Annotated in this window: 24 protein-coding genes and 1 other annotated feature; of the genes, 23 read left to right on the forward strand and 1 reads right to left on the reverse strand. The window is 38.0% G+C overall.

Annotation, left to right across the window (positions count from 1 at the left end; all coding sequences use genetic code 11):
- Window positions 1–12 precede the first annotated feature (12 nt).
- From recD2 to E1I69_RS00470, 4 genes are all read left to right on the forward strand, one after another.
- On the forward strand, window positions 13–2421 hold the full coding sequence (gene recD2 / locus E1I69_RS00455) for an SF1B family DNA helicase RecD2 (RefSeq protein ID WP_136377677.1): 2409 nt from the start codon (window positions 13–15) through the stop codon (window positions 2419–2421).
- A gap of 101 nt (window positions 2422–2522) precedes the next feature.
- Complete coding sequence (locus E1I69_RS00460; protein WP_136377678.1) at window positions 2523–2999, forward strand: PRC-barrel domain-containing protein; 477 nt, start codon at window positions 2523–2525, stop codon at window positions 2997–2999.
- A 31-nt stretch (window positions 3000–3030) separates the two neighbouring features.
- The gene (locus E1I69_RS00465; protein WP_099362011.1) at window positions 3031–3219 is read left to right on the forward strand and encodes a hypothetical protein; all 189 of its coding nucleotides are present in this window, start codon (window positions 3031–3033) and stop codon (window positions 3217–3219) included.
- A 24-nt stretch (window positions 3220–3243) separates the two neighbouring features.
- Window positions 3244–3375, forward strand: coding sequence for a YrzQ family protein (locus E1I69_RS00470; RefSeq protein WP_136377679.1), 132 nt, complete (start codon window positions 3244–3246; stop codon window positions 3373–3375).
- 756 nt (window positions 3376–4131) lie between these two features.
- On the opposite strand, the gene E1I69_RS00475 is transcribed toward E1I69_RS00470, so the two are convergent.
- Window positions 4132–5064: a nuclease-related domain-containing protein gene (locus E1I69_RS00475; protein ID WP_136377680.1), complete on the reverse strand. Its 933-nt coding sequence runs from the start codon at window positions 5062–5064 to the stop codon at window positions 4132–4134.
- A 123-nt stretch (window positions 5065–5187) separates the two neighbouring features.
- On the opposite strand from E1I69_RS00475, the gene E1I69_RS00480 reads away from it, so the two are divergent.
- From E1I69_RS00480 to E1I69_RS00570, 19 genes are all read left to right on the forward strand, one after another.
- Window positions 5188–6258, forward strand: coding sequence for an AI-2E family transporter (locus E1I69_RS00480; RefSeq protein WP_136377681.1), 1071 nt, complete (start codon window positions 5188–5190; stop codon window positions 6256–6258).
- Window positions 6259–6318: 60 nt separating this feature from the next.
- Window positions 6319–6537: a binding site (T-box leader), on the forward strand.
- Between the two features lie 54 nt (window positions 6538–6591).
- On the forward strand, window positions 6592–9225 hold the full coding sequence (alaS, locus tag E1I69_RS00485) for an alanine--tRNA ligase (RefSeq protein ID WP_136377682.1): 2634 nt from the start codon (window positions 6592–6594) through the stop codon (window positions 9223–9225).
- Window positions 9226–9372: 147 nt separating this feature from the next.
- On the forward strand, window positions 9373–9639 hold the full coding sequence (locus tag E1I69_RS00490) for an IreB family regulatory phosphoprotein (protein ID WP_010678229.1): 267 nt from the start codon (window positions 9373–9375) through the stop codon (window positions 9637–9639).
- Window positions 9640–9644: 5 nt separating this feature from the next.
- Window positions 9645–10061 (forward strand): Holliday junction resolvase RuvX, encoded by a 417-nt coding sequence (ruvX, locus tag E1I69_RS00495; RefSeq protein ID WP_136377683.1) that lies wholly within the window; start codon window positions 9645–9647, stop codon window positions 10059–10061.
- 14 nt (window positions 10062–10075) lie between these two features.
- Window positions 10076–10363 (forward strand): DUF1292 domain-containing protein, encoded by a 288-nt coding sequence (locus E1I69_RS00500; RefSeq protein WP_099352171.1) that lies wholly within the window; start codon window positions 10076–10078, stop codon window positions 10361–10363.
- 181 nt (window positions 10364–10544) lie between these two features.
- Window positions 10545–11684, forward strand: a complete 1140-nt coding sequence (gene mltG, locus E1I69_RS00505) for an endolytic transglycosylase MltG (RefSeq protein WP_136377684.1) — start codon at window positions 10545–10547, stop codon at window positions 11682–11684.
- Between the two features lie 170 nt (window positions 11685–11854).
- Window positions 11855–12505 (forward strand): O-methyltransferase, encoded by a 651-nt coding sequence (locus tag E1I69_RS00510; protein WP_136377685.1) that lies wholly within the window; start codon window positions 11855–11857, stop codon window positions 12503–12505.
- Complete coding sequence (locus E1I69_RS00515) at window positions 12502–13431, forward strand: peptidase U32 family protein (protein WP_136377686.1); 930 nt, start codon at window positions 12502–12504, stop codon at window positions 13429–13431. The genes E1I69_RS00510 and E1I69_RS00515 overlap by 4 nt, the downstream gene beginning before the upstream one ends.
- Window positions 13432–13455: 24 nt before the next feature.
- Entirely contained in the window at window positions 13456–14733 is a 1278-nt protein-coding gene (locus E1I69_RS00520) for a peptidase U32 family protein (RefSeq protein WP_136377687.1), read from the forward strand.
- A 1-nt stretch (window position 14734) separates the two neighbouring features.
- Complete coding sequence (gene udk / locus E1I69_RS00525; protein WP_136377688.1) at window positions 14735–15370, forward strand: uridine kinase; 636 nt, start codon at window positions 14735–14737, stop codon at window positions 15368–15370.
- A gap of 164 nt (window positions 15371–15534) precedes the next feature.
- Entirely contained in the window at window positions 15535–16011 is a 477-nt protein-coding gene (gene greA, locus E1I69_RS00530) for a transcription elongation factor GreA (RefSeq protein WP_136377689.1), read from the forward strand.
- Between the two features lie 88 nt (window positions 16012–16099).
- Window positions 16100–17878: a peptidoglycan D,D-transpeptidase FtsI family protein gene (locus E1I69_RS00535; RefSeq protein WP_136377690.1), complete on the forward strand. Its 1779-nt coding sequence runs from the start codon at window positions 16100–16102 to the stop codon at window positions 17876–17878.
- An 84-nt stretch (window positions 17879–17962) separates the two neighbouring features.
- On the forward strand, window positions 17963–18727 hold the full coding sequence (locus E1I69_RS00540; protein ID WP_136377691.1) for a YrrS family protein: 765 nt from the start codon (window positions 17963–17965) through the stop codon (window positions 18725–18727).
- A 150-nt stretch (window positions 18728–18877) separates the two neighbouring features.
- Complete coding sequence (locus E1I69_RS00545; protein ID WP_136377692.1) at window positions 18878–19522, forward strand: class I SAM-dependent methyltransferase; 645 nt, start codon at window positions 18878–18880, stop codon at window positions 19520–19522.
- Between the two features lie 21 nt (window positions 19523–19543).
- A complete protein-coding gene (gene mtnN, locus E1I69_RS00550; RefSeq protein WP_136377693.1) occupies window positions 19544–20248 on the forward strand; it encodes a 5'-methylthioadenosine/S-adenosylhomocysteine nucleosidase in 705 nt (234 codons plus the stop codon).
- 16 nt (window positions 20249–20264) lie between these two features.
- A complete protein-coding gene (locus tag E1I69_RS00555) occupies window positions 20265–21188 on the forward strand; it encodes a PLP-dependent cysteine synthase family protein (protein ID WP_136377694.1) in 924 nt (307 codons plus the stop codon).
- 2 nt (window positions 21189–21190) lie between these two features.
- Complete coding sequence (locus tag E1I69_RS00560) at window positions 21191–22324, forward strand: bifunctional cystathionine gamma-lyase/homocysteine desulfhydrase (RefSeq protein ID WP_136377695.1); 1134 nt, start codon at window positions 21191–21193, stop codon at window positions 22322–22324.
- Window positions 22325–22460: 136 nt separating this feature from the next.
- Window positions 22461–22694 carry a YrhC family protein gene (locus tag E1I69_RS00565; protein ID WP_136377696.1) on the forward strand — a complete coding sequence of 78 codons (234 nt, stop codon included), beginning with the start codon at window positions 22461–22463 and terminating at the stop codon, window positions 22692–22694.
- Window positions 22695–23052: 358 nt separating this feature from the next.
- Window positions 23053–23193, forward strand: a complete 141-nt coding sequence (locus tag E1I69_RS00570) for a YrzI family small protein (protein WP_116351568.1) — start codon at window positions 23053–23055, stop codon at window positions 23191–23193.
- Window positions 23194–23259 lie beyond the last annotated feature (66 nt).

The raw sequence follows: 23259 nt of genomic DNA on the forward strand, positions 1-23259 counted from the left end.
GAGGGAATACTTGTGGAACAACAGGAATCTTTAGATTTATTTAGTGAACAACGTAAATACATGAAGGGCACTCATTTAGTTACCATATTTCATAATGAGCAAAATTTATATTCTGTTGTTCGGATCAGGCTTCAGGAGACAAACGAAGACTATAACGAAAAAGAAGCAGTTGTAACGGGGTATTTCCCTCGCATTCATGAAAATGAAACCTACATCTTTTTCGGCCGCTTAAAAGAGCATCCACGATTTGGGATCCAGTTTCACGTCGATCAATTTCAAAAAGAAATCCCCCACACAAAACAAGGTATCGTCCAGTATCTTTCAAGTGACCTTTTTAAAGGAATCGGGAAAAAGACGGCTGAAAAAATAGTCGAAACGCTTGGAGAAGGTGCCATATCAAAAATTATTGCGAATCCAGCCATCTTGCAGGAAGTGGATAAGCTCTCAGCAGACAAAGCGAAGGAGATATACGATACCCTTCAAGAACACCAAGGTCTCGAACAAATTATGATTGGTCTTTCACAATATGGATTTGGACCTCAGCTTTCAATGAAAATTTATCAAATGTATAAAGAGCAAACACTCGAAATTCTTCAACATAGTCCATATAAATTAGTTGAGGATATAGAAGGAGTCGGGTTTGGAAGAGCCGATGAATTAGGACGTCAATTAGGAATTTCCGGAAATCATCCGGATCGAATCAAAGCGGGGTGTTTATACATACTTGAACAAGATTCATTGCAGGATGGACACGTCTATCTGACTGTGGAAGATTTAATCACCCGAGTCCAACAGTTATTGGAGCAAAATACACAAGAAGAAATCATGGCGACTGATATTTCAAAGGAAATGATTAGTTTAACTGAAGAAAGCAAGCTTGTCATAGAAGAGGACAAAGTTTATCTGCCGTCCCTTTATTTTTCTGAAAAAGGCCTTGTCACAAATATTAAACGCATTATGGAACAGACCGAATACGAAGATATTTTTCCGGAATCAGAATTTTTATTAGCTCTAGGTGCACTTGAAGAAAGAATTAAAGTCCAATATGCACCTTCGCAAAAAGATGCGATCCAAAAAGCCTTAATGTCGCCAATGCTACTTCTAACAGGTGGACCAGGAACAGGAAAAACAACCGTCATCAAAGGGATTGTTGAATTGTACGGAGAGTTACATGGATGCTCATTGAACCCAAAGGATTATAATTCGGAAAATCCATTCCCGGTTGTGTTAGTCGCTCCAACTGGACGTGCGGCAAAGAGAATGAGTGAATCAACCGGACTTCCGGCTGTCACCATTCACAGGTTGTTAGGATGGAATGGTGTTGAAGGGTTTAGTCATGATGAAGACAACCCGATCAGTGGTAAATTGTTGATTGTTGATGAAGTTTCGATGGTGGATATTTGGTTAGCGAATCAGCTTTTTAAATCTCTACCAGAGCATGTTCAAGTGATTTTAGTAGGGGATGAAGACCAGCTGCCATCGGTCGGTCCTGGACAAGTTCTTAAGGATTTATTGGCTTCAGACGTTTTACCAACAGTGCGATTGACCGATATCTATCGACAATCAGAAGGTTCATCGATTATCGAATTAGCTCATGACATTAAAAAAGGCAACCTGCCATCAGACATCACAACTCCTAAAAAAGACAGGTCCTTTTTAAGATGCTATCAAAACCAGGTCCTTGAGGTTGTCAGACAGGTTTCAGATAATGCGAAAAAGAAGGGTTACTCTGTCAGGGACATTCAAGTGTTAGCACCTATGTATCGCGGTGCAGCAGGAATCGACAGTTTGAATGTTATGCTCCAAGAGCTTTTTAATCCACCAGTGCATGGGAAGCGAGAATTAAAATATGGGGATATCACATACCGCAGAGGCGATAAGGTACTCCAATTAGTAAACCAGCCTGAAAACAATGTGTTTAATGGAGATATCGGTGAAATTGAATCAATCTTTTATGCAAAAGAAAATACAGAAAAACAGGACATGGTTGTGATCAATTTTGAAGGTAATGAAGTGACCTATACAAAACAAGATTTAAATCAAATTACACATGCCTATTGTTGTTCGATTCATAAATCACAAGGAAGTGAATTTCCGATTGTGATCTTACCGATTGTTAAAGGGTATTATCGGATGTTACGCCGAAATTTAATCTACACAGCGATTACAAGAGCGAAAAACTTTTTAATCCTTTGTGGTGAGGAAGATGCATTACGACAAGGTGTTCACCGTGCGAATGATACAAACCGTCAAACCACCTTATGCGAAAAATTAAAAGCAACCTTTAATGTCATGGAAGATGGCACTGTCTCTGTAACGGAGCATAAAGAGGGGTTGACTTATTATGATATGCTTTTTCAAACGGATCCGAATATCGGGATGGCGGGCATATCTCCATATGATTTTTTGGAGGCTGAATAAAAGTCGGGACCCCGGCTTTTTTGTTTTGGAAACTCTTGTGCAGTATGCCAAGTTGCCTGAAAGTAAATGATAAGTAATGTTCGGAAAGGTGGCGATTATCTTTGCGGACATTCTCACTACTCAAGAATTTACCGATTTATGATGAACATTCTGCCGAGGTAATCGGCCGAGTTGCTGATCTTTGTATCACATCAGATGGTAAGGTAAATGCTTTAATTATGAAAGGAAAAGGACTATTTGAACGTGATCGAGTAGTCCCCATCCAAAGCATCTCTGCCATAGGAGATGACGGTGTTATGGTTTCGAATGTGCAGATGCTTGAGCATCTAGATCACGAAGCTGATACACCAACATATTTTTTACACACCCATCATGGATTATTCCGAAAGCCTTTATTGTCTGCTGAAGGACAAAAATTAGGCTTACTTGAAGACGTATATTTTACTGAGGAATTGGGCACGATTATAGGGTATGAAGTAACGGATGGCTTTTTTGCTGATATTACTGAAGGAAAAAAAGTGGTTAAAACTGAGAAGCCTTTAAAAATTGGCGAAGATGTCATCGTCGTTGATGTGTAACTTAGGAATTCCATGATGTGAGGTGTACCCTGTGAAGTGCCCAAATTGTAAAAGTAAGGATATCGGTAAAATTGGTGTAAACCAATATTACTGCTGGGGATGTTTTATTGAGTTATCTGTAAATAAAGGACAAATATTCACGCATCAGGTAGAGGAAGATGGCACACTCAGTTCGTTGGATGATCTGTTTGCTGACGACGATAGAAGGATCAGTATGTAATCCTAAACAAGGAGTGAAGAGGTTATGAATAAAGCTATGACTTCTCTAATCACGATGGGTCTAGGTGCTGCGGCATACGGAATTATGCAAAGAAACGATGTCATGTCGGCCCGCAACATGAAAAAAATGCGCAAACGGATTGCGAAAATGTTCTAATATGTAAGGGAAAAGAAAAGAAAAACCCCACGGTTGTGGGGTTTTTTGGTGTCTAAGGTAAATAGAACAGGAAAGAGGTATGAGTTTGGATAAAATTAGGAGGTGCTGAACCGGGTAAGGCGAGAAAGAGGTATGTATTTGGGTAAAATTAGGAGATAGTGAACCGGGTAAGACGAGAAAGAGGTATGGGGGTAGATAAGATTAGGAGATGACGAAACAGGTAAGGCAAGAAAGAGGTGTGGTCTTGGATAAAACTAGGAAATAATGAACCGGGTAAGACGAGAAAGAGGTATGGGGTTGGATAAAATTAGGAGATGACGAACTAGGTAAGGCAAGAAAGAGGTGTGGTCTTGGATAAAATTAGGAGATAACGAACCAGGTAAGGCAAGAAAGAGGTACGTGCTTGGATAAAATTAGGAGATATCGAACCAGATAAGGCAAGAAAGAGGTATGTACTTGGATAAAATTAGGAGATAGTGAACCAGGTAAGACCAGAAAGAGGTATGTACTTGGATAAAATTAGGAGATGACGAACCAGGTAAGGCAAGAAAGAGGTATGAGCTTGGATAAAATTGGAGATAGCGAACCAGGTAAGGCGAGAAAGAGGTATGGGATTGGGTAAAATTAGGAGGTGCTGAACCAGGTAAGGCCAGAAAGAAGCAATCATTTGGATAAAATTAGGAGGCAGCGAACCACGTAAAGCGGGAGGGCTTGCTTTTAATACTTCAGCCGCCCCCATTCAAGAAAAACACAAACTTATTTTTTCATCTTATCTACGTAATAAGAACCTCTACCAAACAAAACCAAATCAAAATTCTTAGATAGTAATTTTTGTATGATTTTCTTAGATTTTATTACCTTACACCAATTATAAATAACATCCACAGTTATTCGCTTTTCAGGAAAAAGAAACCTAAACTCCTCTATACTCCTTAAAATTGCTGACTCTTTGCCCTCAACAAACCCACATTTTTTACAAATCAAAGTATGTCTATTTGAATCTTCAAGGTCAAGACATCCACACCCACCCCGACACACAATCCCTTTCTCCAACTCTTCATATGTATAAGCTGGCAGCCGGGAATACGGATTTTGGGTGATATGCAACGAAGCCAACTTTTCCGCAAATCGCATATGACTCCCAGAAATCGTAGATGCTGAAACGGTCTCATTTAAATTTTTCAAAAATCGACCGAGTTGTGCATGAAAGACAAATGGTGCGTTTACTGGAGCCTCGTATAGATAAAACTCAGGGTTTATGAATATAACTTGAGACTCAACTGCGATATTAAATCTCAACTCTTGGAGAAGTTGTCTAAATAACGATTCACTGCGGGTTATTTGGATGTGCGGATTTTTGATCTCTTTACCAGAAATCATGTGTAAGCGGTCATTTTTGAAGAAATAATCTCCCTCGTAATTTTTTACTTCAAAAATGTTTATTTTCTTTTGTGTGAGAAGCAGAGAGTCAATTTGGAAAAAGGTGTTGTTTACTTTTAGGAGAAGGTTGTTCAAAATGAGGCATTCATTTGGAAGATCTAGAAGCATATTGTCAAATTGTTTTTCACCGAGCCAGCCCTTTTCGAGATAGGTAAAATTGTTTTCTTCCTCAATTTCTAATTTCTTGCGAACCCGTAAAAATTGAAATAGCTCTAATTCATCATTTTCACCACGTGTTTTAAAAATCAAATGACCACATCCTTTCAACACTATTTTACAAAATAATCAGTATTTTTACAATGAAATCTACAAACGCTCGTCTGTATAAAACCACTAATATTCCAAAAACTACTAGGGGAGGAGTGAGAACAGATGAACGAAAATAGAGTCAAATGGATTTTTAGATTATCGTTTTTACTACTAGCATTTTTGACAATCTATATTTTTCTAAAATTGGCTCCGATCTGGCTCCCGATTGTCTCACTCTTAAAAACATTTTTAATACCTTTTATCATTTCTGTTTTTATCACCTATTTGCTTCATCCAATTATTGAAAAGCTTAGCCATCGCGGGTTTCCCAAATCACTTGCCATCTTACTTATCTATTTCCTCTTTTTCGGGGGAATTGGGATTGCAATATATAAAGGAATCCCAGTTATTCTTTCTCAACTTAAGGATCTCGCCGATAGCTTCCCGGAATTCAGTAAAACGTACAGGGTTTGGCTAAAAGAAATCGAATCAGGTACATCACAGCTTCCAGCTTTCGTTCACGGACAGCTTGATGATTTGCTTAATTCAGTTGAAAGTTATGTGGATTACCTGCTTTCGAGGACTATTTCATTTTTGAAAGGTCTGCTCAATTCAATCTTTATCATTGCAATCATTCCGTTCATTGTTTTTTATATGTTAAAGGACCATGACCAAATGATAAAAGCACTTTGGTACATGACCCCGAGAAAGCTTAGAAAAACGGGACAGCTTTTTTTTCGAGATGTTGACGAGTCGCTGGGAAATTACATCAGAGGGCAACTCATCGTATGTCTTTTAGTCGGCGCAACAGCGTCCGTGGCATTTTGGATATCTGGTATGAAGTATCCATTGTTATTTGGTAGTATTGTTGGAGTTACAAACATCATCCCTTACTTTGGACCGATTATTGGTGCCATTCCGGCGGTCATTATTGCTGCCACTATATCAATGAAAATGGTGATCATTGTGATCATTGTCGTTTTCGGACTTCAATTTATTGAAGGAAACCTGCTATCACCGATTATTGTCGGAAAAAGCCTGCGGCTACATCCGATTGTCATTATTGCAGCACTTTTATTAGGAGGAGAAGTAGGCGGGGTTGTAGGACTCATCATCGCTGTACCGGTTGTTGCTATTCTTAAGGTATTTATCATCCATGCTAAGCAGCATTTTACAGTTATTCGTAAGGAATAACGCTAGGATTGACAAACATTTTTGACTTGAATATAATTGACAAGAAATGATGTATTACAAACGAAAACTATGAAGGAACAAGTATGTTACAGAACCATCAAACCAGAGAGGGATTTCCATGGCTGAGAGAGATTCCGGATGAAGGGTAACAGAACGCTACTCCTGAGTGTAGGCAAACCTACCGGTGAATACCGTTATCAATATACGAAGGTGATGGACGTGTTTTATTTTTTACGTCCATAATCAGGGTGGTACCGCGAGCATACTCTCGTCCCTGTTTTTTAGGGATTAGAGTATTTTTTTTATGTCTAAAATGATAGTGGAGGTTATGATATGAAACAATTAACATCAGCACAAGTACGACAAATGTTTTTAGATTTTTTCCAGTCAAAGGGGCATGCTATTGAGCCTAGTGCTTCTTTAGTCCCACATGAAGATCCATCATTACTTTGGATTAATAGTGGTGTTGCTACCTTAAAAAAATACTTTGATGGACGTGTCATTCCTGAAAACCCAAGGATTTGTAATGCACAGAAATCCATTCGTACAAATGATATTGAAAATGTAGGGAAAACTGCAAGACACCACACTTTCTTTGAGATGCTTGGGAACTTCTCAATTGGTGATTATTTCAAAGAAGAAGCAATTGAGTGGGCATGGGAATTCTTAACAAGCAAGGACTGGATTGGGTTTGATCCTGAAAAGCTTTCTGTAACAATTCATCCAGAAGATGATGAGGCTCATAAAATTTGGAATGAAAAAATTGGAATTCCTGAAGAGCGCATTATTCGTCTAGAAGGAAACTTCTGGGATATTGGTGAAGGTCCAAGTGGTCCGAACACAGAAATATTCTTTGACCGTGGTGAAGAGTTTGGGAATGACCCAAATGATCCTGAATTATATCCAGGTGGAGAAAATGAACGTTATTTAGAAATCTGGAATCTTGTGTTTTCACAATTCAACCATAACCCAGACGGTACATATACCCCACTACCTAAGAAAAACATTGATACGGGTATGGGTCTAGAAAGAATGTGCTCTGTTATTCAAAATGTGCCAACCAATTTTGACACAGACCTATTCATGCCAATTATTGAGGCAACAGAGTCCATTTCCGGTGAAAAATACGGAAAGGAAAACGAAAAGGATGAGGCATTTAAGGTGATTGCTGACCACATCCGAACAGTTACATTTGCAGTAGGTGACGGAGCACTTCCATCCAATGAAGGAAGAGGCTATGTTATCCGAAGATTATTACGACGTGCCGTTCGTTACGCAAAGAAGATATCTATTAATCGTCCGTTCATGTATGAACTTGTTCCGGTTGTAGGCGAAATTATGGTTGATTTTTATCCGGAAGTGAAAGAAAAAACCGAATTTATCCAAAAAGTTGTGAAAACTGAAGAGGAACGCTTCCATGAAACATTACATGATGGACTAGCTATTTTATCCACTGTTATTCAAAAGGAAAAAGCAAAAGACAGTGACACAATTGATGGTGTTGATGTTTTCCGTTTATATGATACGTATGGTTTCCCTGTAGAACTTACAGAGGAATATGCTGAAGAAGAAGGCATGAAGGTAGATCACGAAGGATTCGAACGCGAAATGGAAAACCAACGTGAAAGAGCTAGATCTGCTCGTCAAGATGTCGATTCTATGCAAGTTCAAAGTGGTGTTCTTGGAGAAATAAAAGTAGAAAGTACGTTTGTTGGTTATGATGAACTTGAAGCACAATCAACCGTTCTTGCAATCGTAAAAGATGGAGAAGTTGTTGAGAAGGCAACAGCGGGTGAGGAGATTCAACTTATTTTAGACAAAACACCTTTCTATGCTGAGAGTGGTGGACAAATCGCGGATGAAGGTACCATTGAAAATGAAAAAACAAAACTGATTGTGAAAGACGTTCAGAAAGCACCAAATGGTCAAAACCTTCACCGTGTTGTGATTGAAAAAGGAAGTCTAGCTAAAGGTGACCAACTGCATTCCAAGGTTGACCAAGAAAACCGTGGTGGTGTTATTAAAAACCATACAGCGACACATCTTTTACACCAAGCATTAAAGGATGTACTTGGAGTCCATGTAAACCAAGCGGGTTCACTCGTAACTTCCAATCGTTTACGCTTTGATTTCTCACATTTCGGTCAAATTCAGCCTGAAGAGCTTGAGCAAATTGAGTCGATTGTGAATGAGAAAATTTGGAGTAGTATCCCAGTAAATATTGATTACAAATCATTAACGGAAGCAAAAGCGATGGGAGCTATGGCACTATTTGGTGAGAAATATGGTGAGATTGTACGTGTAGTTCAGGTTGGCGACTATAGCTTAGAACTTTGTGGTGGATGCCATGTACCGAACACTTCAACTATTGGGTTATTCAAGATTGTCTCTGAATCAGGTATTGGGGCAGGAACACGCCGTATCGAAGCTGTAACGGGTAAAGCTGCATATCATGCTATCAATGACCAAGTTAAAATGCTTCACGAAGCGGCAAATCTTCTAAAAACAAAGCCGGTTGAAGTTTCAAGCAGAATTGAAGCATTACAGCATGAAATTCGTAATTTACAACGTGAAAATGAGTCACTTTCAGCAAAGCTTGGCAATATTGAAGCAGGTAGCCTTGTCGACAAAGCCAAAGAAATTAACGGTGCGACGGTTTTATATAGTAAAGTAAATGCTCAAGATATGAATAATCTTCGTGCAATGGTTGATGATTTAAAACAAAAGCTAGGTTCAGCAGTCATTGTTTTGGGTTCTGTAAACGATGATAAGGTAAACTTAACGGCGGGAGTAACAAAGGACTTGATTGAAAAAGGCTTCCATGCTGGAAAACTCATTAAAGAAGTGGCAACCCGATGTGGCGGCGGTGGTGGTGGCCGCCCGGATATGGCACAAGCAGGTGGTAAAAATCCGGACCAACTTGAATCCGCTTTGCAGTTTGTAGAAGAATGGGTAAAAAATATCTAAAAATCACCAAATTTGTATCATCCTAGGCTTTAGGATGATACAAATTGTCACTTCTTGTTTCTATTTAGTTGTGATTAGTGTACAATGAATGGTAAGATTTACATGCGCGGATTCAAACATCAGAATCTAAAGAGTGAGGTGCAGAACTTGAGCTCATTTGATAAAACAATGAAATTCAACTTTCCAGAGGAACCGGTTGAAACAAATGTAAATGAAGTATTATTCAATGTCTACGATGCTCTTCAAGAAAAAGGATATAATCCAATCAATCAAATTGTTGGATATCTATTATCTGGAGATCCTGCATATATTCCACGTCATAATGATGCAAGGAATATTATCCGCAAGCTGGAACGCGATGAAATAATTGAGGAGCTTGTGAAATCTTATTTAAAGATCCATCGTGAGGGGTAAAATGAATGAGGATTCTCGGTTTAGACGTCGGCTCAAAAACAGTCGGTGTCGCCGTTAGTGATGAAATGGGCTGGACTGCTCAAGGCATTGAAACCATTAAGATTAATGAAGAACGTCAGCAGTTTGGTTTAGAACGCCTTGGTGAAATTATCAGGGATTATGAGGTAGAATCGGTAGTTATTGGTTTACCGAAAAATATGAATGGGACAATTGGACCACGTGGCGAGGCTAGTCAGCATTTTGCTAATCTGGTTAATGAGAAATTTGGATTGCCGGTTGTTTTATGGGACGAGCGCCTTTCAACAGTAGCAGCCGAACGAGTCTTATTATCTGCAGATGTAAGTCGAAAAAAGCGAAAGCAAGTAATCGATAAAATGGCCGCTGTCATGATCCTTCAGGGGTATCTAGATAGTAAAAATTAATGAGGTGGATTTACATGGAACATGGTGAAAAGCAAATAACGGTAATTGATGAACAAGGAAATGAAATTCTTTGTGAAGTATTATTTACATTCGAGTCAGAAGAATTTGGAAAATCTTATGTCCTTTATTATCCAGTTAGTGATGAGAATGAGGATGAAGAAGACATCGAGATTCACGCATCAAGCTTTAGCCCATCTGAGGACGGAGAAGATGGAGAACTAAAACCAATTGAAACAGAAGAAGAATGGGACCTTGTCGAAGAAATGTTAAATACATTCCTTGATGAAGAAGGAGAAGAATAAAACAGCCGCGTGCTGTTTTTTTCTTTTTCCCAACAACTTTCCCCAAATACCCCCATTGACTATAAACCAACTAGATTTTTTAGAAAAAACTGCAAAATTCTAGTGAATTCTTTCCTAAAATTGACGAATTAGATAAAAAAATGTAGTATAATAATTCGAGTGAGGGGAGGATTTACCATACATGTCAGATAACGATTCGAAAAAAGAGCTATTTAAAAAGAATCTACAAGAACGGCATAGTGAAGCCAAAACAATCCGTAAGATAGTATTTATCATTTTCATCATATTACTATTAGCTATATCTGGAATCATAGGCGGAGGCTATTTATATATAAAATCAGCACTTGAGCCAGTAGACCCTACAAATAAAGAACCAATCGAAGTTACAATCCCAATCGGTTCGTCACCAACAGCAATCGCCCGTATTCTTGAGGAACATGAAGTTGTAAAAAATGCAAAGGTCTTTCGTTACTATACGAAATTTAAAAATGAATCTGGTTTTCAGGCTGGGGAATATACGCTTAATCAGTCTATGAACTTTGATGAGATTATTGAAAGTTTGAAATCAGGAATTTTTATGGGGGAACCGGTCTTTAAAATGGTAATCCCAGAAGGAAAACAGCTTGAGGAAATTGCGACAATTATTGCAGAACAAACTGGCTATACACAAGAAGAAGTCATAAATAAAATGGATGATACTGAGTATGTTCGTGGTTTAATCAGTAAATATCCAAGCATCTTAACGGAAGAAATATTAAACGAGGATATTAAACATCCACTTGAAGGGTATTTATTCCCTGCTACCTATCCATTTTACGAGATAAAGCCTTCCATTGAATCAATTGTTGAAACAATGCTAGATCAATCGGAAAAAATTCTAGTAAAATATACAGGGCTTATGGAAGGAAATAAATATATAGATTCAACCCATAAACTATTAACCATGGCTTCTTTAATAGAGGAAGAAGCGACAGCTCAAACAGATCGCGAGACAATTTCAAGCGTGTTTTATAATCGGTTAGATTCTGATATGCCACTTCAAACAGACCCGACTGTCCTATATGCATTAGGAGAGCATAAGAAGCGTGTATTATATGATCATCTTGCGGTGAATTCACCGTATAACACGTATAAAATAAAAGGTTTAACACCAGGACCGATTGCCAATGCCGGGGAATCCTCGTTATCAGCTGCACTAAACCCTGCTGAAACAGATTATCTATACTTCCTAGCAGCTCCAACAGGAGAAGTATATTACTCGAAAACATTGGAAGAACATAATGCTAAAAAGGCACAATATATTACAAATCAGCAAGAGTAATGTTATTCAGCAATGCTTGAATAAGTTTGCGCATTTGAATTTTCCAGGGAACGCTATATGGCGTTCCCTTTTCTTTTATGATAGAATAAATGTGCAAATTTATTATCATACGAAAATAAAAAAATGGCATTTTTTACCTACACCACCATATTGAAATGGAGGTTTTTTTCTTGTTATCAAGTAAAATAACCCAATATTTAGAAGGTTTGCTTCCAAAAAGAAATGAAATTATTGAAGAAATTGAACATTATGCTAAAGAAAATAATGTACCAATTATGGAACTAGTTGGTATTGAAACGATGCTTCAAATACTACGAATTTCTCAACCAAAGCAAATTCTTGAAATTGGTACTGCAATCGGTTACTCTGCGATTCGTATGGCCCAGGCACTTCCTGGTACAAAAATTGTATCTCTTGAGAGGGACGCAGAACGATACGAAAAAGCCCTCGAAAACATTGATAAGACTGGGACAAACTCTCAAATCGAAGTGATCTTTGGAGATGCTCTTGAATCTGCGGATGAAGTGAAAGAGCATGGTGAATTTGACTGTATTTTTATTGATGCAGCAAAAGGCCAATATCGACATTTTTTTGACATCTATGAAAAATGTCTTTCAAAGGATGGCTTAATTGTGACTGATAATGTACTATTTAAAGGGCTTGTAGCGGAGGAAGAAATCGAGAATAAAAGAATCCGAAATCTCGTAGCAAAAATTAAATCGTATAACGAGTGGCTCATCAAGCACCCAGATTACCAAACGACCATCTTACCAGTAGGGGATGGGGTTGCATTAAGTAAAAGAAGAGGTGTTAAGGAATGAAGAAACCAGAACTTCTGGTCACGCCTATATGTGTAGAAGATATTGAACCACTGATTAAGGCAGGGGCAACAGCATTTATTATAGGTGAACAACGATATGGATTACGTCTTGCAGGGGAATTTAATCGAGAGAAAATAGTTCAAGCTGTTGAAATTGCCCATGCCCATGATGCAAAAATTTATGTCGCAATGAATGCTATTTACCATAATGAAAAAGTGGACGAGTTAGCAGACTATGTGACATTTTTAAAGGATAGTCATGTAGATGCCATTGTGTTCGGAGACCCAGCCGTCTTGATGACTGTCCGTGAGGTTGCTCCAGAAATGAAGCTGCACTGGAATACAGAAACGACTGCTACGAACTGGTATACATGTAATTACTGGGGAAGAAAAGGTGCAAAACGCGCAGTACTTGCTCGAGAATTAAATATGGATTCAATCGTTGAAATAAAAGAAAATGCCGAGGTTGAAATTGAGGTTCAAGTACATGGCATGATGTGTATGTTCCAGTCAAAGCGATCACTAGTTGGAAACTATTTCGAATATCAAGGCAATGTAATGGAAATCGAAAACCGCAAAAAAGAAAAAGATATGTTCTTATTTGATAAAGAACGCAATAATAAATACCCGATTTTTGAAGATGAAAATGGCACTCATATCATGAGCCCAAATGATGTTTGTATTATCGACGAATTGGAAGAGATGATTGATGCTGGTGTCGACAGTTTTAAGATCGAAGGGATTTTAAAATCGTCTGAATATCTCCTTGAAGTAACAAATATGTATCGAAAAGCAATTGACTTATGTGTAGAAAATCGTGATGAATATGAAGACATCAAAGATGAACTATTAGCGCACCTTGAAGAACTTCAACCAATCAATCGCCCACTAGACACAGGTTTTTACTTTAAAGAAACAGTCTACTAATCAGACAAAAGAGGAGGAAAAAGCATGTCAACAGCAGTTGAGAGAGAACCGATTTCAAAAATAGTAGACGGCAAGCGTGTAATTATCAAAAAGCCGGAATTACTTGCACCTGCAGGCAACCTGGAAAAATTAAAAATTGCTGTTCATTATGGGGCAGATGCTGTTTTTATTGGTGGTCAAGAATATGGACTACGTTCTAACGCTGATAATTTTACTCTAGAAGAAATCGCAGAAGGTGTAGAATTCGCAAACAAATATGGAGCCCAAATCTATGTTACTACAAATATATATGCCCATAACGAAAACATGGATGGAATAGATGAATATCTAATGGGGCTTGAAAAAGCTGGAGTATCAGGAATCATCGTAGCAGACCCTCTGATTATTGAAACATGCAAACGAGTCGCTCCAAAAATGGAAGTACATCTAAGCACCCAGCAATCCCTATCCAACTGGAAGGCTGTTCAATTTTGGAAGGAAGAAGGGTTAGAACGTGTCGTACTAGCACGTGAAACGAGTGCTGAAGAGATTAAAGAAATGAAGGAAAAAGTCGATATTGAAATCGAAACATTTGTACATGGTGCTATGTGTATTGCTTATTCTGGTCGTTGTACATTAAGTAATCATATGACAGCACGTGATTCGAACCGTGGTGGCTGCTGCCAATCATGCAGATGGGATTACGATTTATTTAAATTAGATGATAATGAAAATGAAGTAGCCCTATTTGGAGAGAAGGACGCCCCATTTGCGATGAGTCCTAAAGACTTAAAGCTTATCGAATCGATTCCACGAATGATTGAATTAGGAATCGACAGCTTAAAAATTGAAGGACGAATGAAATCGATTCACTATATCGCAACAGTAGTAAGTGTTTATCGTAAAGTGATCGATGCATATAGTGCCGACCCCGACAATTTTGTCATCGATGAAGAGTGGCTTAAAGAGCTTGATAAATGTGCAAATCGTGATACTGCGCCTGCCTTCTTTGAAGGAGTTCCTGGCGTAAAAGAACAAATGTATGGTACTCATAGTAAAAAAACAACTTATGATTTTGCTGGTCTGGTGTTAGACTATGATAAGGAATCAGGGATTGTAACGTTGCAACAGCGAAATTACTTTAAAAAAGGAGACCAGGTTGAGTTTTTCGGCCCTGAAATTGACAACTTTACACAAACAGTTGAAACGATTTGGGATGAGAACGGAAACGAGATAGATGCTGCAAAACATCCATTGCAAATTGTTTCGTTTAAAGTAGACAAGCCTGTATATCCGAACAACATGATGCGAAAGGGGAAGTAAGATGAGCAAGAAGCCAATTGTCATTGGCATTGCTGGAGGCTCAGGATCTGGTAAAACAAGTGTATCAAAAGCTATATTTGAGCATTTTAAGGGTCACTCAATCTTAATGATCGAGCAAGATTCATATTATAAGGATCAAAGCCATATGCCTTTTCAAGAACGGTTAAATACAAATTATGACCATCCGTTAGCTTTTGATAATGATTTACTCATTGAGCACATTAAAAATCTTCTTGATTACAAAGGTATAAGTAAGCCGGTTTATGACTATAAATTTCATACAAGGTCTTCTGAAGTAATTCCTGTTGAACCAAAGGATGTCATTATTTTAGAGGGAATTCTTGTTCTTGAAGATGAACGACTACGCGATTTAATGGATATTAAGCTATTTGTTGATACTGATGCAGATATCCGAATTATCCGAAGAATGCTGCGGGACATTAAAGACCGGGGGCGTACACCGGAATCCGTTATTGAGCAATATGAAACAGTGGTCCGTCCAATGCATAATCAATTCTGTGAACCAACAAAGCGATATGCGGACATCATTATCCCTGAAGGTGGACAAAATCACGTTGCAATTGACTTAATGGTAACAAAAATTCAAACAATTCTTGAACAAAATGTCATTTTGTAATAACATAACAGAGATAAAGAAGTTATGTTAGTACAAATTATAAGGAAAGGAATGGTAGAAATTCCCTATCATTCCTTTCCTTACTATACAAAAAAAGAAAACAATTCGTACTACATATGTAAAGCAATCACAGGGGGATTGTAACGACTACAAGGAGTGAAGGGATTATGGTAGAGAAAGTATTTCCAATGACAGTAGAAGGAAAGCAAAAATTAGAGCAAGAACTAGAACATTTAAAGACAGTAAAGCGTAAAGAAGTTGTAGAACGTATTAAAATCGCTAGAAGTTTTGGAGATCTTTCTGAGAACTCAGAGTATGATTCAGCAAAGGATGAACAAGCATTTGTTGAAGGACGTATTACAACAATTGAAAATATGATTCGAAACGCAAAAATTATTGAAGAGGATGCTAACAGCGCTGGTAAGGTTTCATTAGGTAAAACAGTGACTTTTATTGAGCTTCCAGATGGTGAAGAAGAAACGTATACGATTGTAGGTAGTGCCGAAGCGGATCCGTTTGAAGGAAAAATTTCAAATGACTCACCAATTGCAAAAAGCCTACTTGGAAAACTTGTTGGAGATAGAGTAACGGTTCAAACTCCAGGTGGAGATATGCTTGTTGAAATTACAAAAATTGACTAATATTGTCAGTTTTACAGGGATTTTGAACAACCTCTTTAGGTATAAATAGTATGACACCTCGTCGAAACTGTAGACGAGGTGTTTTTCTATGGTAATTAAAAACCGTGCATTTATTATCTTAATCGTAATCCTATTACTATTAACAGGGTTAATCGGCAGACTTATGCAATTGCAGCTCGTAAGTACCGAATCATTTACGAATCATAATATAAATTTAATTGAAGCAAGTGTTTCCCAACGAACACAGGAACTTGTAATAGACCAAGGGCGTGGGCGATTTATCGACCGTAATAAAAAAGCATTAACCCATGAATATTATCCAACACTTGTATTGTTTCCTTTTTTAAAAAACATTGAATGGCCAGTCGAGGAAGTAGCTGAAATCGTAAAGATACCAGCAACTACCTTGAAAAATGAAATTCAAGATGCTAAAAAACCCGTAATTGTTGGTGGAGACAGACCCATCGAATTAACTGAAAATCAGATGAACAAAATTAATAATCTTCAAATTCCAGGAGTTTTTGCGGTCCATCGTCAATATGAGCTTGATCATGATATTGCAGAACACTTAATCGGGCTAATAAGAGAAAATAAGGATTTATTCCAGAAGCGTTATCCTGAGAAATCCTATCTACCCCAGAATACAAAACTAGGAATTACTGGTCTGCAATCTACCTTTGATGAATTCCTATTACCTGAAGGTGAGGCGAAGCTTCTATATCATGTGGCAGGGGATGGGGGACCTTTATTTGGGATTGATGTTAAATACACTGCACCAGCAAATCCATACTACCCGGTCGCCATTCAAACGACATTAGATAAAGACCTACAGCTCTTGGCGGAAAAAATTCTTGATAAGAATGGATTAAAAAAAGGCGGAATTGTCCTACTTGATGTTGAATCCAATGACTTACTTGCCATGGTTAGTAAACCGAACATTAATTCGTCTAATCCATTTGAAGATGGCAGTGCTCAAAATCAAATGATCATGCCACAATTTCCCGGTTCTGTTTTTAAGACGGTGATTGCCGCAGCTGCAATCGAACAACAGCAAATTTCAAATGACAGAATGTTCAATTGCGATAAAGATTTGTATGGGGAAGGGCAAGCGGAATATCCGCACGGTATGCTTAATTTCCATGACAGTTTTGCAAAAAGCTGTAATTACACATTTGCTAGCTTGGCACAGGAGATGTTACAAAAGGACCCTGATGTAATTGAACAGTATTCTGAAATGCTTGGTTTACTTGGACCTGTAGGCTGGAATGGCGACGTATTTCGCTTTCAAAACTTCAAACAACTTCCAAATGAATATAATGGTCGCATTTGGACGGATGAAAAGGATAAAAATGTTCCGAAAGCCATTGCTCAGACTGCGATTGGGCAAAAGGATGTTAGAGTGACCCCATTAGGTGTAGTGAATATGATGGCAACCATTGCACGTGGAGGGTCAAAAAAAGAAGTTCGATCAGTTAGTGATGTGTTATATAAGAACGGCACAACCTTATTTTCTTTTTCAAAACAAGATATGGACGGACCTAAGATTGCACCCTATACAGCTAGCAGACTCCAAGAATTGCTACGAGGTGTTGTGACATCTGGAACTGGACAGCGGTTTGCTGACCTTCCTTATCATGTGGCTGGTAAATCTGGAACTGCCCAAACAGGAAAAAAACAAGGTGAGGTAGGACTTGTTAACAGTTGGTTTGCGGGGTATTTTCCATTCGAAAGTCCAAAATACGCACTTGTAGTAGTTGATTTGGAACAGCAAGGCTCTCAATCTGTAGCAAACACCATCTTTTATGAAATGGTTCAAGGAATATATCAAATCGAACAGGAAAAAGGTACCAAAACGAACGACCAATAAAGAAATCACTTCAACCTTTTGGTCACACATGCTAGAATAAGAAGATAGTTGAATGAGAAAGTCGTTTTTAGGAGGTACTGTAAAATGGGGTATGATTTAGACAAACTATATGAAGGGCCTCGATCTGAAAGAAGAGCGAAACGAAAAAAGGTAAATCGAATCTTAAATATTTTAATTGTTCTAGTTGTTGTTTTGATTGTCTTTTTTGGTGGAAAGCTCATTTTTGGAGACAAAAATGTAGACGAATCTGTTTCTTCGAATCAAACGAATCAACCCGCAGACAATCAGGGAAAAGCAACCACAGATGATGATTCACAGGACAAAGAGCAAGAAAAAGAAGAAACTACTGATAAACCGGATGATCAAACATCAAAGGAGAAACAAACTGAAGATACGAACGATGAGCAAAAAGAATTAGAATCTGATGATTCCGCTGTTGTTACAGAGGGTGATCCTGAATCAAATATTTTAAAAACGATTGAGAATCCGGCATGGAAGCCAATTGGTACTTCACAAGCCGAACCACATAGTATCGTTTATACGGAAGGCTCTGTTGACCGAAATGAAATGGAGATGGCCGCAAGTTATGCAACTGGTTTTGATCGTTCAGATATGATCGTTTGGTGGTTGGCAAGAAACGGAGAAAATTCCGTTATTGCAACTGTTTCTTCAAAGACAACAAAACAAGTTCAAAAAGTGTACTTAGATTGGATTCCAAATGAAGGTTGGAAACCAACAAAAATCGAAGAATTAAAAGAAAATGATAGTCAAACATACAAAGACTATAAGAATTCTTCAGAACCAGATGAAAACGAAAACGAACAAGATGAAACCGAAGATAATGATTAAATAAGGCGCAGGTAATCCTGCGTTTTTTTTGTCTATTTTTTGACGATGATGAATTGAAAAAATAAGGGGAATATGGTAAGTTAAGAACAGTTCTTTTTTTAATTCATAGTATACTTATAGGAATAATATATAATAGTGGAGAGTGAGAAAATGGGGCGAGAGTTTTTAGAGGTTTTTGAAGGTTGGGCAAACTCTTATGACCACACAGTAACAGGAAATGATGTGGAATATCAGGAAGTGTTTTTACGATATGAAGATATTCTAAATGATGTTGTACAAAAATCTGGCCTCACCGTTTTGGAGTTTGGAGTGGGAACAGGTAACCTTACTCAAAAACTACTTGACGAAAATAAGAAAGTATATGGTGTTGAACCTTCCGTACCGATGCGAGAAATTGCAAAGAAAAAGCTTCAAAACTATTCTCTAACAATTGAAGATGGGGATTTTATCGATTTTAAAAAGCCTATGGGCAAAATTGATACAATCGTTAGTACGTATGCCTTCCACCACTTAAATGATAGTGAGAAAAATCAAGCTTTTTCCCAGTATAGAAACATTCTTGAAAAAGGTGGTAAAATAGTGTTTGCGGATACGATGTTTGAAAATAAACAAGAATATACAATGACGATTGAGTCCGCAACACAAAAAGGCTTCTTGAATCTTGCGAATGATTTAAAAACAGAATATTACACAACCATTCCTGTTTTAAAAGAAATTGCAAAGCAAAATGGTTTTACCGTTGAATTCACACGTTTTAATCATTTTGTATGGGTGATGGAGGCGACGAAACAGTAAAATGAAGGGTGATACGTACTTATGAAGGTAGCAATTATCGGAGCAATGGATGAAGAAGTAACCATTTTACGGGAGAAAATTGAAAATAGACAGGAAACAACAGTTGCTGGAAGTGTGTTTTATACTGGAACACTCAATGGCTATGATGTGATTTTACTTAAGTCAGGAATAGGTAAAGTGAATGCCGCAATTTCAACAACGATTTTATTACTGCAATTCAAACCTGATTATGTCGTGAATACTGGTTCAGCAGGTGGACACTTAAAGTCTCTTAATGTAGGTGACATTGTTATTTCATCTGAGGTTAGACATCATGATGTAGATGTTACTGCTTTTGATTATGAATATGGGCAGGTACCAGGGTTGCCTGCCGCCTTTAAAGCGGATGAAAAACTAATTGAGTTGGCCGAAAAAAGTGGAGAAGGAATCACAGATGTTCAAGTTGTAACTGGGTTAATTGCAACGGGTGATTCCTTTATGAATGACCCAGAACGAGTTTCATTTGTCAGTCGAAAGTTTGGAGATTTATATGCAGTAGAAATGGAAGCAGCTGCAGTGGCGCAAGTTTGTCATCAATTTGAAGTTCCATTTGTTGTCATTCGTGCCTTATCTGATATCGCTGGTAAAGAATCGGATGTGTCGTTTGAACAGTTCCTGCAAACCGCTGCAGTCAACTCCTCTAAAGTCGTAGAACGAATGGTAGAGGAAATAAATAGATCAAAGTAACGGAGGATTATTTGTCATGCAAGTGTATCGAAATGTCCATGAGCTCATCGGAAATACTCCGATAGTAGAAATTACGAAATTTCCCTTACGAAATGGGGTTCGTCTTTTTGCAAAGCTTGAATTCTTTAATCCCGGCGGAAGTATCAAGGATCGATTAGGAGTCGAACTTCTTCAACATGCCTTTGCAACAGGTCAATTAACAGAAGGAGGAACAGTCATTGAACCTACTGCTGGGAATACTGGGATTGGACTTGCACTTGCGGCAATCAACCGCAATGTTAAAGTAATTCTTTGTGTACCAGAGAAGTTTTCTACTGAAAAACAAGAATTGATGAAGGCATTAGGTGCAACCGTCATCAATACGCCAACAGAGGCCGGGATGACGGGTGCGATTGAAAAGGCAAACGAGCTTCTTAATGAAATACCAAATTCCTATTGTCCACAGCAATTTGCAAACCCGGCTAATCCAGATACTTATTATAAAACGATTGGACCTGAAATTTGGCAGCAACTTGAGGGGCAAATTGATATTTTTGTAGCTGGTGCTGGGACAGGTGGGACATTTATGGGGACAGCAAAGTATTTAAAAGAAATGAATCACTCCATAAAAACGGTAATTGTTGAGCCAATTGGATCCATTTTAAATGGTGGTGAATCTGGACCCCATAAAACAGAAGGGATTGGCATGGAATTTCTTCCTGGTTATATGGATACGTCCTATTTCGATTCCATTCATACGATTTCCGATGAGGATGCATTTAACCGGGTGAAGGAAATTGCACGTATGGAAGGATTGCTTGTTGGTAGTTCATCCGGAGCTGCCCTTCAAGCGGCATTAATAGAAGCGGAACAAGCAAAACCTGGATCTCACATCCTTGTGATCTTTCCGGATAGCAGTGAGCGCTATTTAAGCAAAAAAATATATGAAGGTGGGATATAGGAATGAAACGTAAAACGTTACTTATCCACGGTGGAGTTGGCGAGGATCCACAGACTGGTGCAGTTAATACACCAATATATCAAGTTAGTACGTATAAACAAGAAGGAATCGGCGGTCATAAGGGCTTTGAATACTCACGAACAGGAAATCCAACCAGACATGCCTTGGAAGAATTAATTAAGGATATAGAAGGTGGAGAAAGAGGATTTGCGTTTGGTTCCGGTATGGCTGCAATCACCGCTGTCATGATGCTGTTTAACAGCGGAGACCATGTTATTTTAACGGATGATGTATACGGCGGAACATATCGAGTGATGACAAAAGTTCTTAACCGCTTAGGCATTGATTCAACTTTTGTTGATACAAGCAATCTTGAAAATATTGAAGGTGAAATTCGCGAAAATACAAGAGCGATTTACATCGAATCACCAACCAATCCCTTATTAAAAATTACAGATATTAAAGGTGCTGCTGAAATTGCCAAAAAGCATAACCTGTTAACGATTGTAGATAACACCTTCAGCACTCCATATTGGCAAAATCCAATTGCACTTGGTGCTGATATCGTTCTACACAGTGCAACCAAATATATTGGAGGACATAGTGATGTAGTCGCAGGCCTTGTTGTTGTAAATTCAGCAAAATTAGGTGAAGACTTACATTTTGTTCAAAACTCAACAGGTGGGGTACTTGGTCCTCAGGATTCTTGGTTATTGATTCGTGGGATACGTACTCTTGGAGTTCGGATGGAGGAGCATGAAGAAAATACACGAAAAATTGTGGAGTTTCTACAAAACCATCCCGCGGTAAAAAAGGTGTTCTATCCTGGTATAGAGACACATCCAAACCATGCAATCGCTAAGGCTCAAGCAAAAGGGTTTGGGGGAATGGTTTCCTTTGATGTTGGAAGTGCTGAGAATGCGGATAAGTTGCTAAGTAAGGTTAAATACTTCACTTTAGCAGAGAGTCTTGGGGCTGTAGAAAGCTTAATATCTGTTCCAGCAAAAATGACTCATGCATCTATTCCAAAAGAACGTCGTGAAGAGCTAGGTATAGGTGATGGACTAGTTCGTATATCAGTAGGTTTAGAAGATGCCGAGGACCTAATTGAAGATCTTGAACAAAGCATACAATAATAAAATTTCCTCTAGCCTAAATCTAGGTTGGAGGTTTTTTTGTTGCAATGGACTGCTAAAATTTACATTCTACTCGCACTTTCAATGTATGTTATCATAGGATGGAAGTTTACTAGTTAGGTAGGTGTGATTCAAGATGGATCAAAATAAACAAGTGAAAAACCAGCGAAATAAAATCAAAGATTTCACCAACTACGGTTACATCCTTCTTGTGCTAAGTGTATTTTTATATATCGGTGTCATCATACCGGAGGAACGTTCTCCGTTTCAAATTTATGTAATGATGGGTTCAACATTCATTCTATTATGCTTGTCGTTTACCTTTTTCTTATTAGTTACTAAATATAAAAAACAATGCGAAGAACAATAGTCCTTCACCTAATTTTAAGGTGAAGGATTTTTTTTACAATTAAAGTGTTTACATCAGTAGTTATATTGGTTATAATTACCACAGTAGGAAAAAAATAAATCTAAAAGGAGGTCGAATAAAATGATGAAAGTATCTATTGACATGACAAACACAAAAACTTCATATGAAACAATCTATTCGACCATACCGGTGATTAATTTTTCATTTTAAAGAATACGTTAATCATGCCACAGGTGGAATAGTTCGCCTGTGGCTTTATTATGCCATTTAACGCCACAGGACTAGTATGCCTGTGGCCTTTTTATGTCTTTTTTCCTACTCGGATTTAACATTTTTTTAATCAAGGAGGTGAAACATAATGACCATCAATTTATTCTTTTTAACGATCTCAATATCAAAACGTGAAAAATCAATTGAAGAGTATCAACGTGAAGAAAGAGTCAATAAGCTTATGGAAGAAATGAAGGAACGTCAATATTCAATGATGCGCTTATTCTAATCAACAAAAAATAAAAGGAAGAAAGGGGAATGGAAATGTTTATGAAATTGTGTCCGATTGTAGCTT

The organism is Bacillus timonensis (genome assembly GCF_004799755.1).
In the GTDB taxonomy this organism is placed as follows: Bacteria; Bacillota; Bacilli; order Bacillales; family Bacillaceae_L; genus Ferdinandcohnia; species Ferdinandcohnia timonensis_A.

Bases quoted from the DNA above. Each gene is read 5' to 3' on its own strand.
- E1I69_RS00520 (WP_136377687.1), top strand. From the start codon at position 13,456: ATGTCAACAGCAGTTGAGAGAGAACCGATTTCAAAAATAGTAGACGGC.
- E1I69_RS00555 (WP_136377694.1), top strand. From the start codon at position 20,265: ATGCAAGTGTATCGAAATGTCCATGAGCTCATCGGAAATACTCCGATA.
- E1I69_RS00515 (WP_136377686.1), top strand. From the start codon at position 12,502: ATGAAGAAACCAGAACTTCTGGTCACGCCTATATGTGTAGAAGATATT.
- alaS (WP_136377682.1), top strand. From the start codon at position 6,592: ATGAAACAATTAACATCAGCACAAGTACGACAAATGTTTTTAGATTTT.
- E1I69_RS00480 (WP_136377681.1), top strand. From the start codon at position 5,188: ATGAACGAAAATAGAGTCAAATGGATTTTTAGATTATCGTTTTTACTA.
- E1I69_RS00560 (WP_136377695.1), top strand. From the start codon at position 21,191: ATGAAACGTAAAACGTTACTTATCCACGGTGGAGTTGGCGAGGATCCA.
- mltG (WP_136377684.1), top strand. From the start codon at position 10,545: ATGTCAGATAACGATTCGAAAAAAGAGCTATTTAAAAAGAATCTACAA.
- E1I69_RS00535 (WP_136377690.1), top strand. From the start codon at position 16,100: ATGGTAATTAAAAACCGTGCATTTATTATCTTAATCGTAATCCTATTA.
- E1I69_RS00570 (WP_116351568.1), top strand. From the start codon at position 23,053: ATGACCATCAATTTATTCTTTTTAACGATCTCAATATCAAAACGTGAA.
- ruvX (WP_136377683.1), top strand. From the start codon at position 9,645: ATGAGGATTCTCGGTTTAGACGTCGGCTCAAAAACAGTCGGTGTCGCC.
- mtnN (WP_136377693.1), top strand. From the start codon at position 19,544: ATGAAGGTAGCAATTATCGGAGCAATGGATGAAGAAGTAACCATTTTA.
- E1I69_RS00545 (WP_136377692.1), top strand. From the start codon at position 18,878: ATGGGGCGAGAGTTTTTAGAGGTTTTTGAAGGTTGGGCAAACTCTTAT.
- E1I69_RS00500 (WP_099352171.1), top strand. From the start codon at position 10,076: ATGGAACATGGTGAAAAGCAAATAACGGTAATTGATGAACAAGGAAAT.
- E1I69_RS00470 (WP_136377679.1), top strand. From the start codon at position 3,244: ATGAATAAAGCTATGACTTCTCTAATCACGATGGGTCTAGGTGCTGCG.
- udk (WP_136377688.1), top strand. From the start codon at position 14,735: ATGAGCAAGAAGCCAATTGTCATTGGCATTGCTGGAGGCTCAGGATCT.
- E1I69_RS00540 (WP_136377691.1), top strand. From the start codon at position 17,963: ATGGGGTATGATTTAGACAAACTATATGAAGGGCCTCGATCTGAAAGA.
- E1I69_RS00565 (WP_136377696.1), top strand. From the start codon at position 22,461: ATGGATCAAAATAAACAAGTGAAAAACCAGCGAAATAAAATCAAAGAT.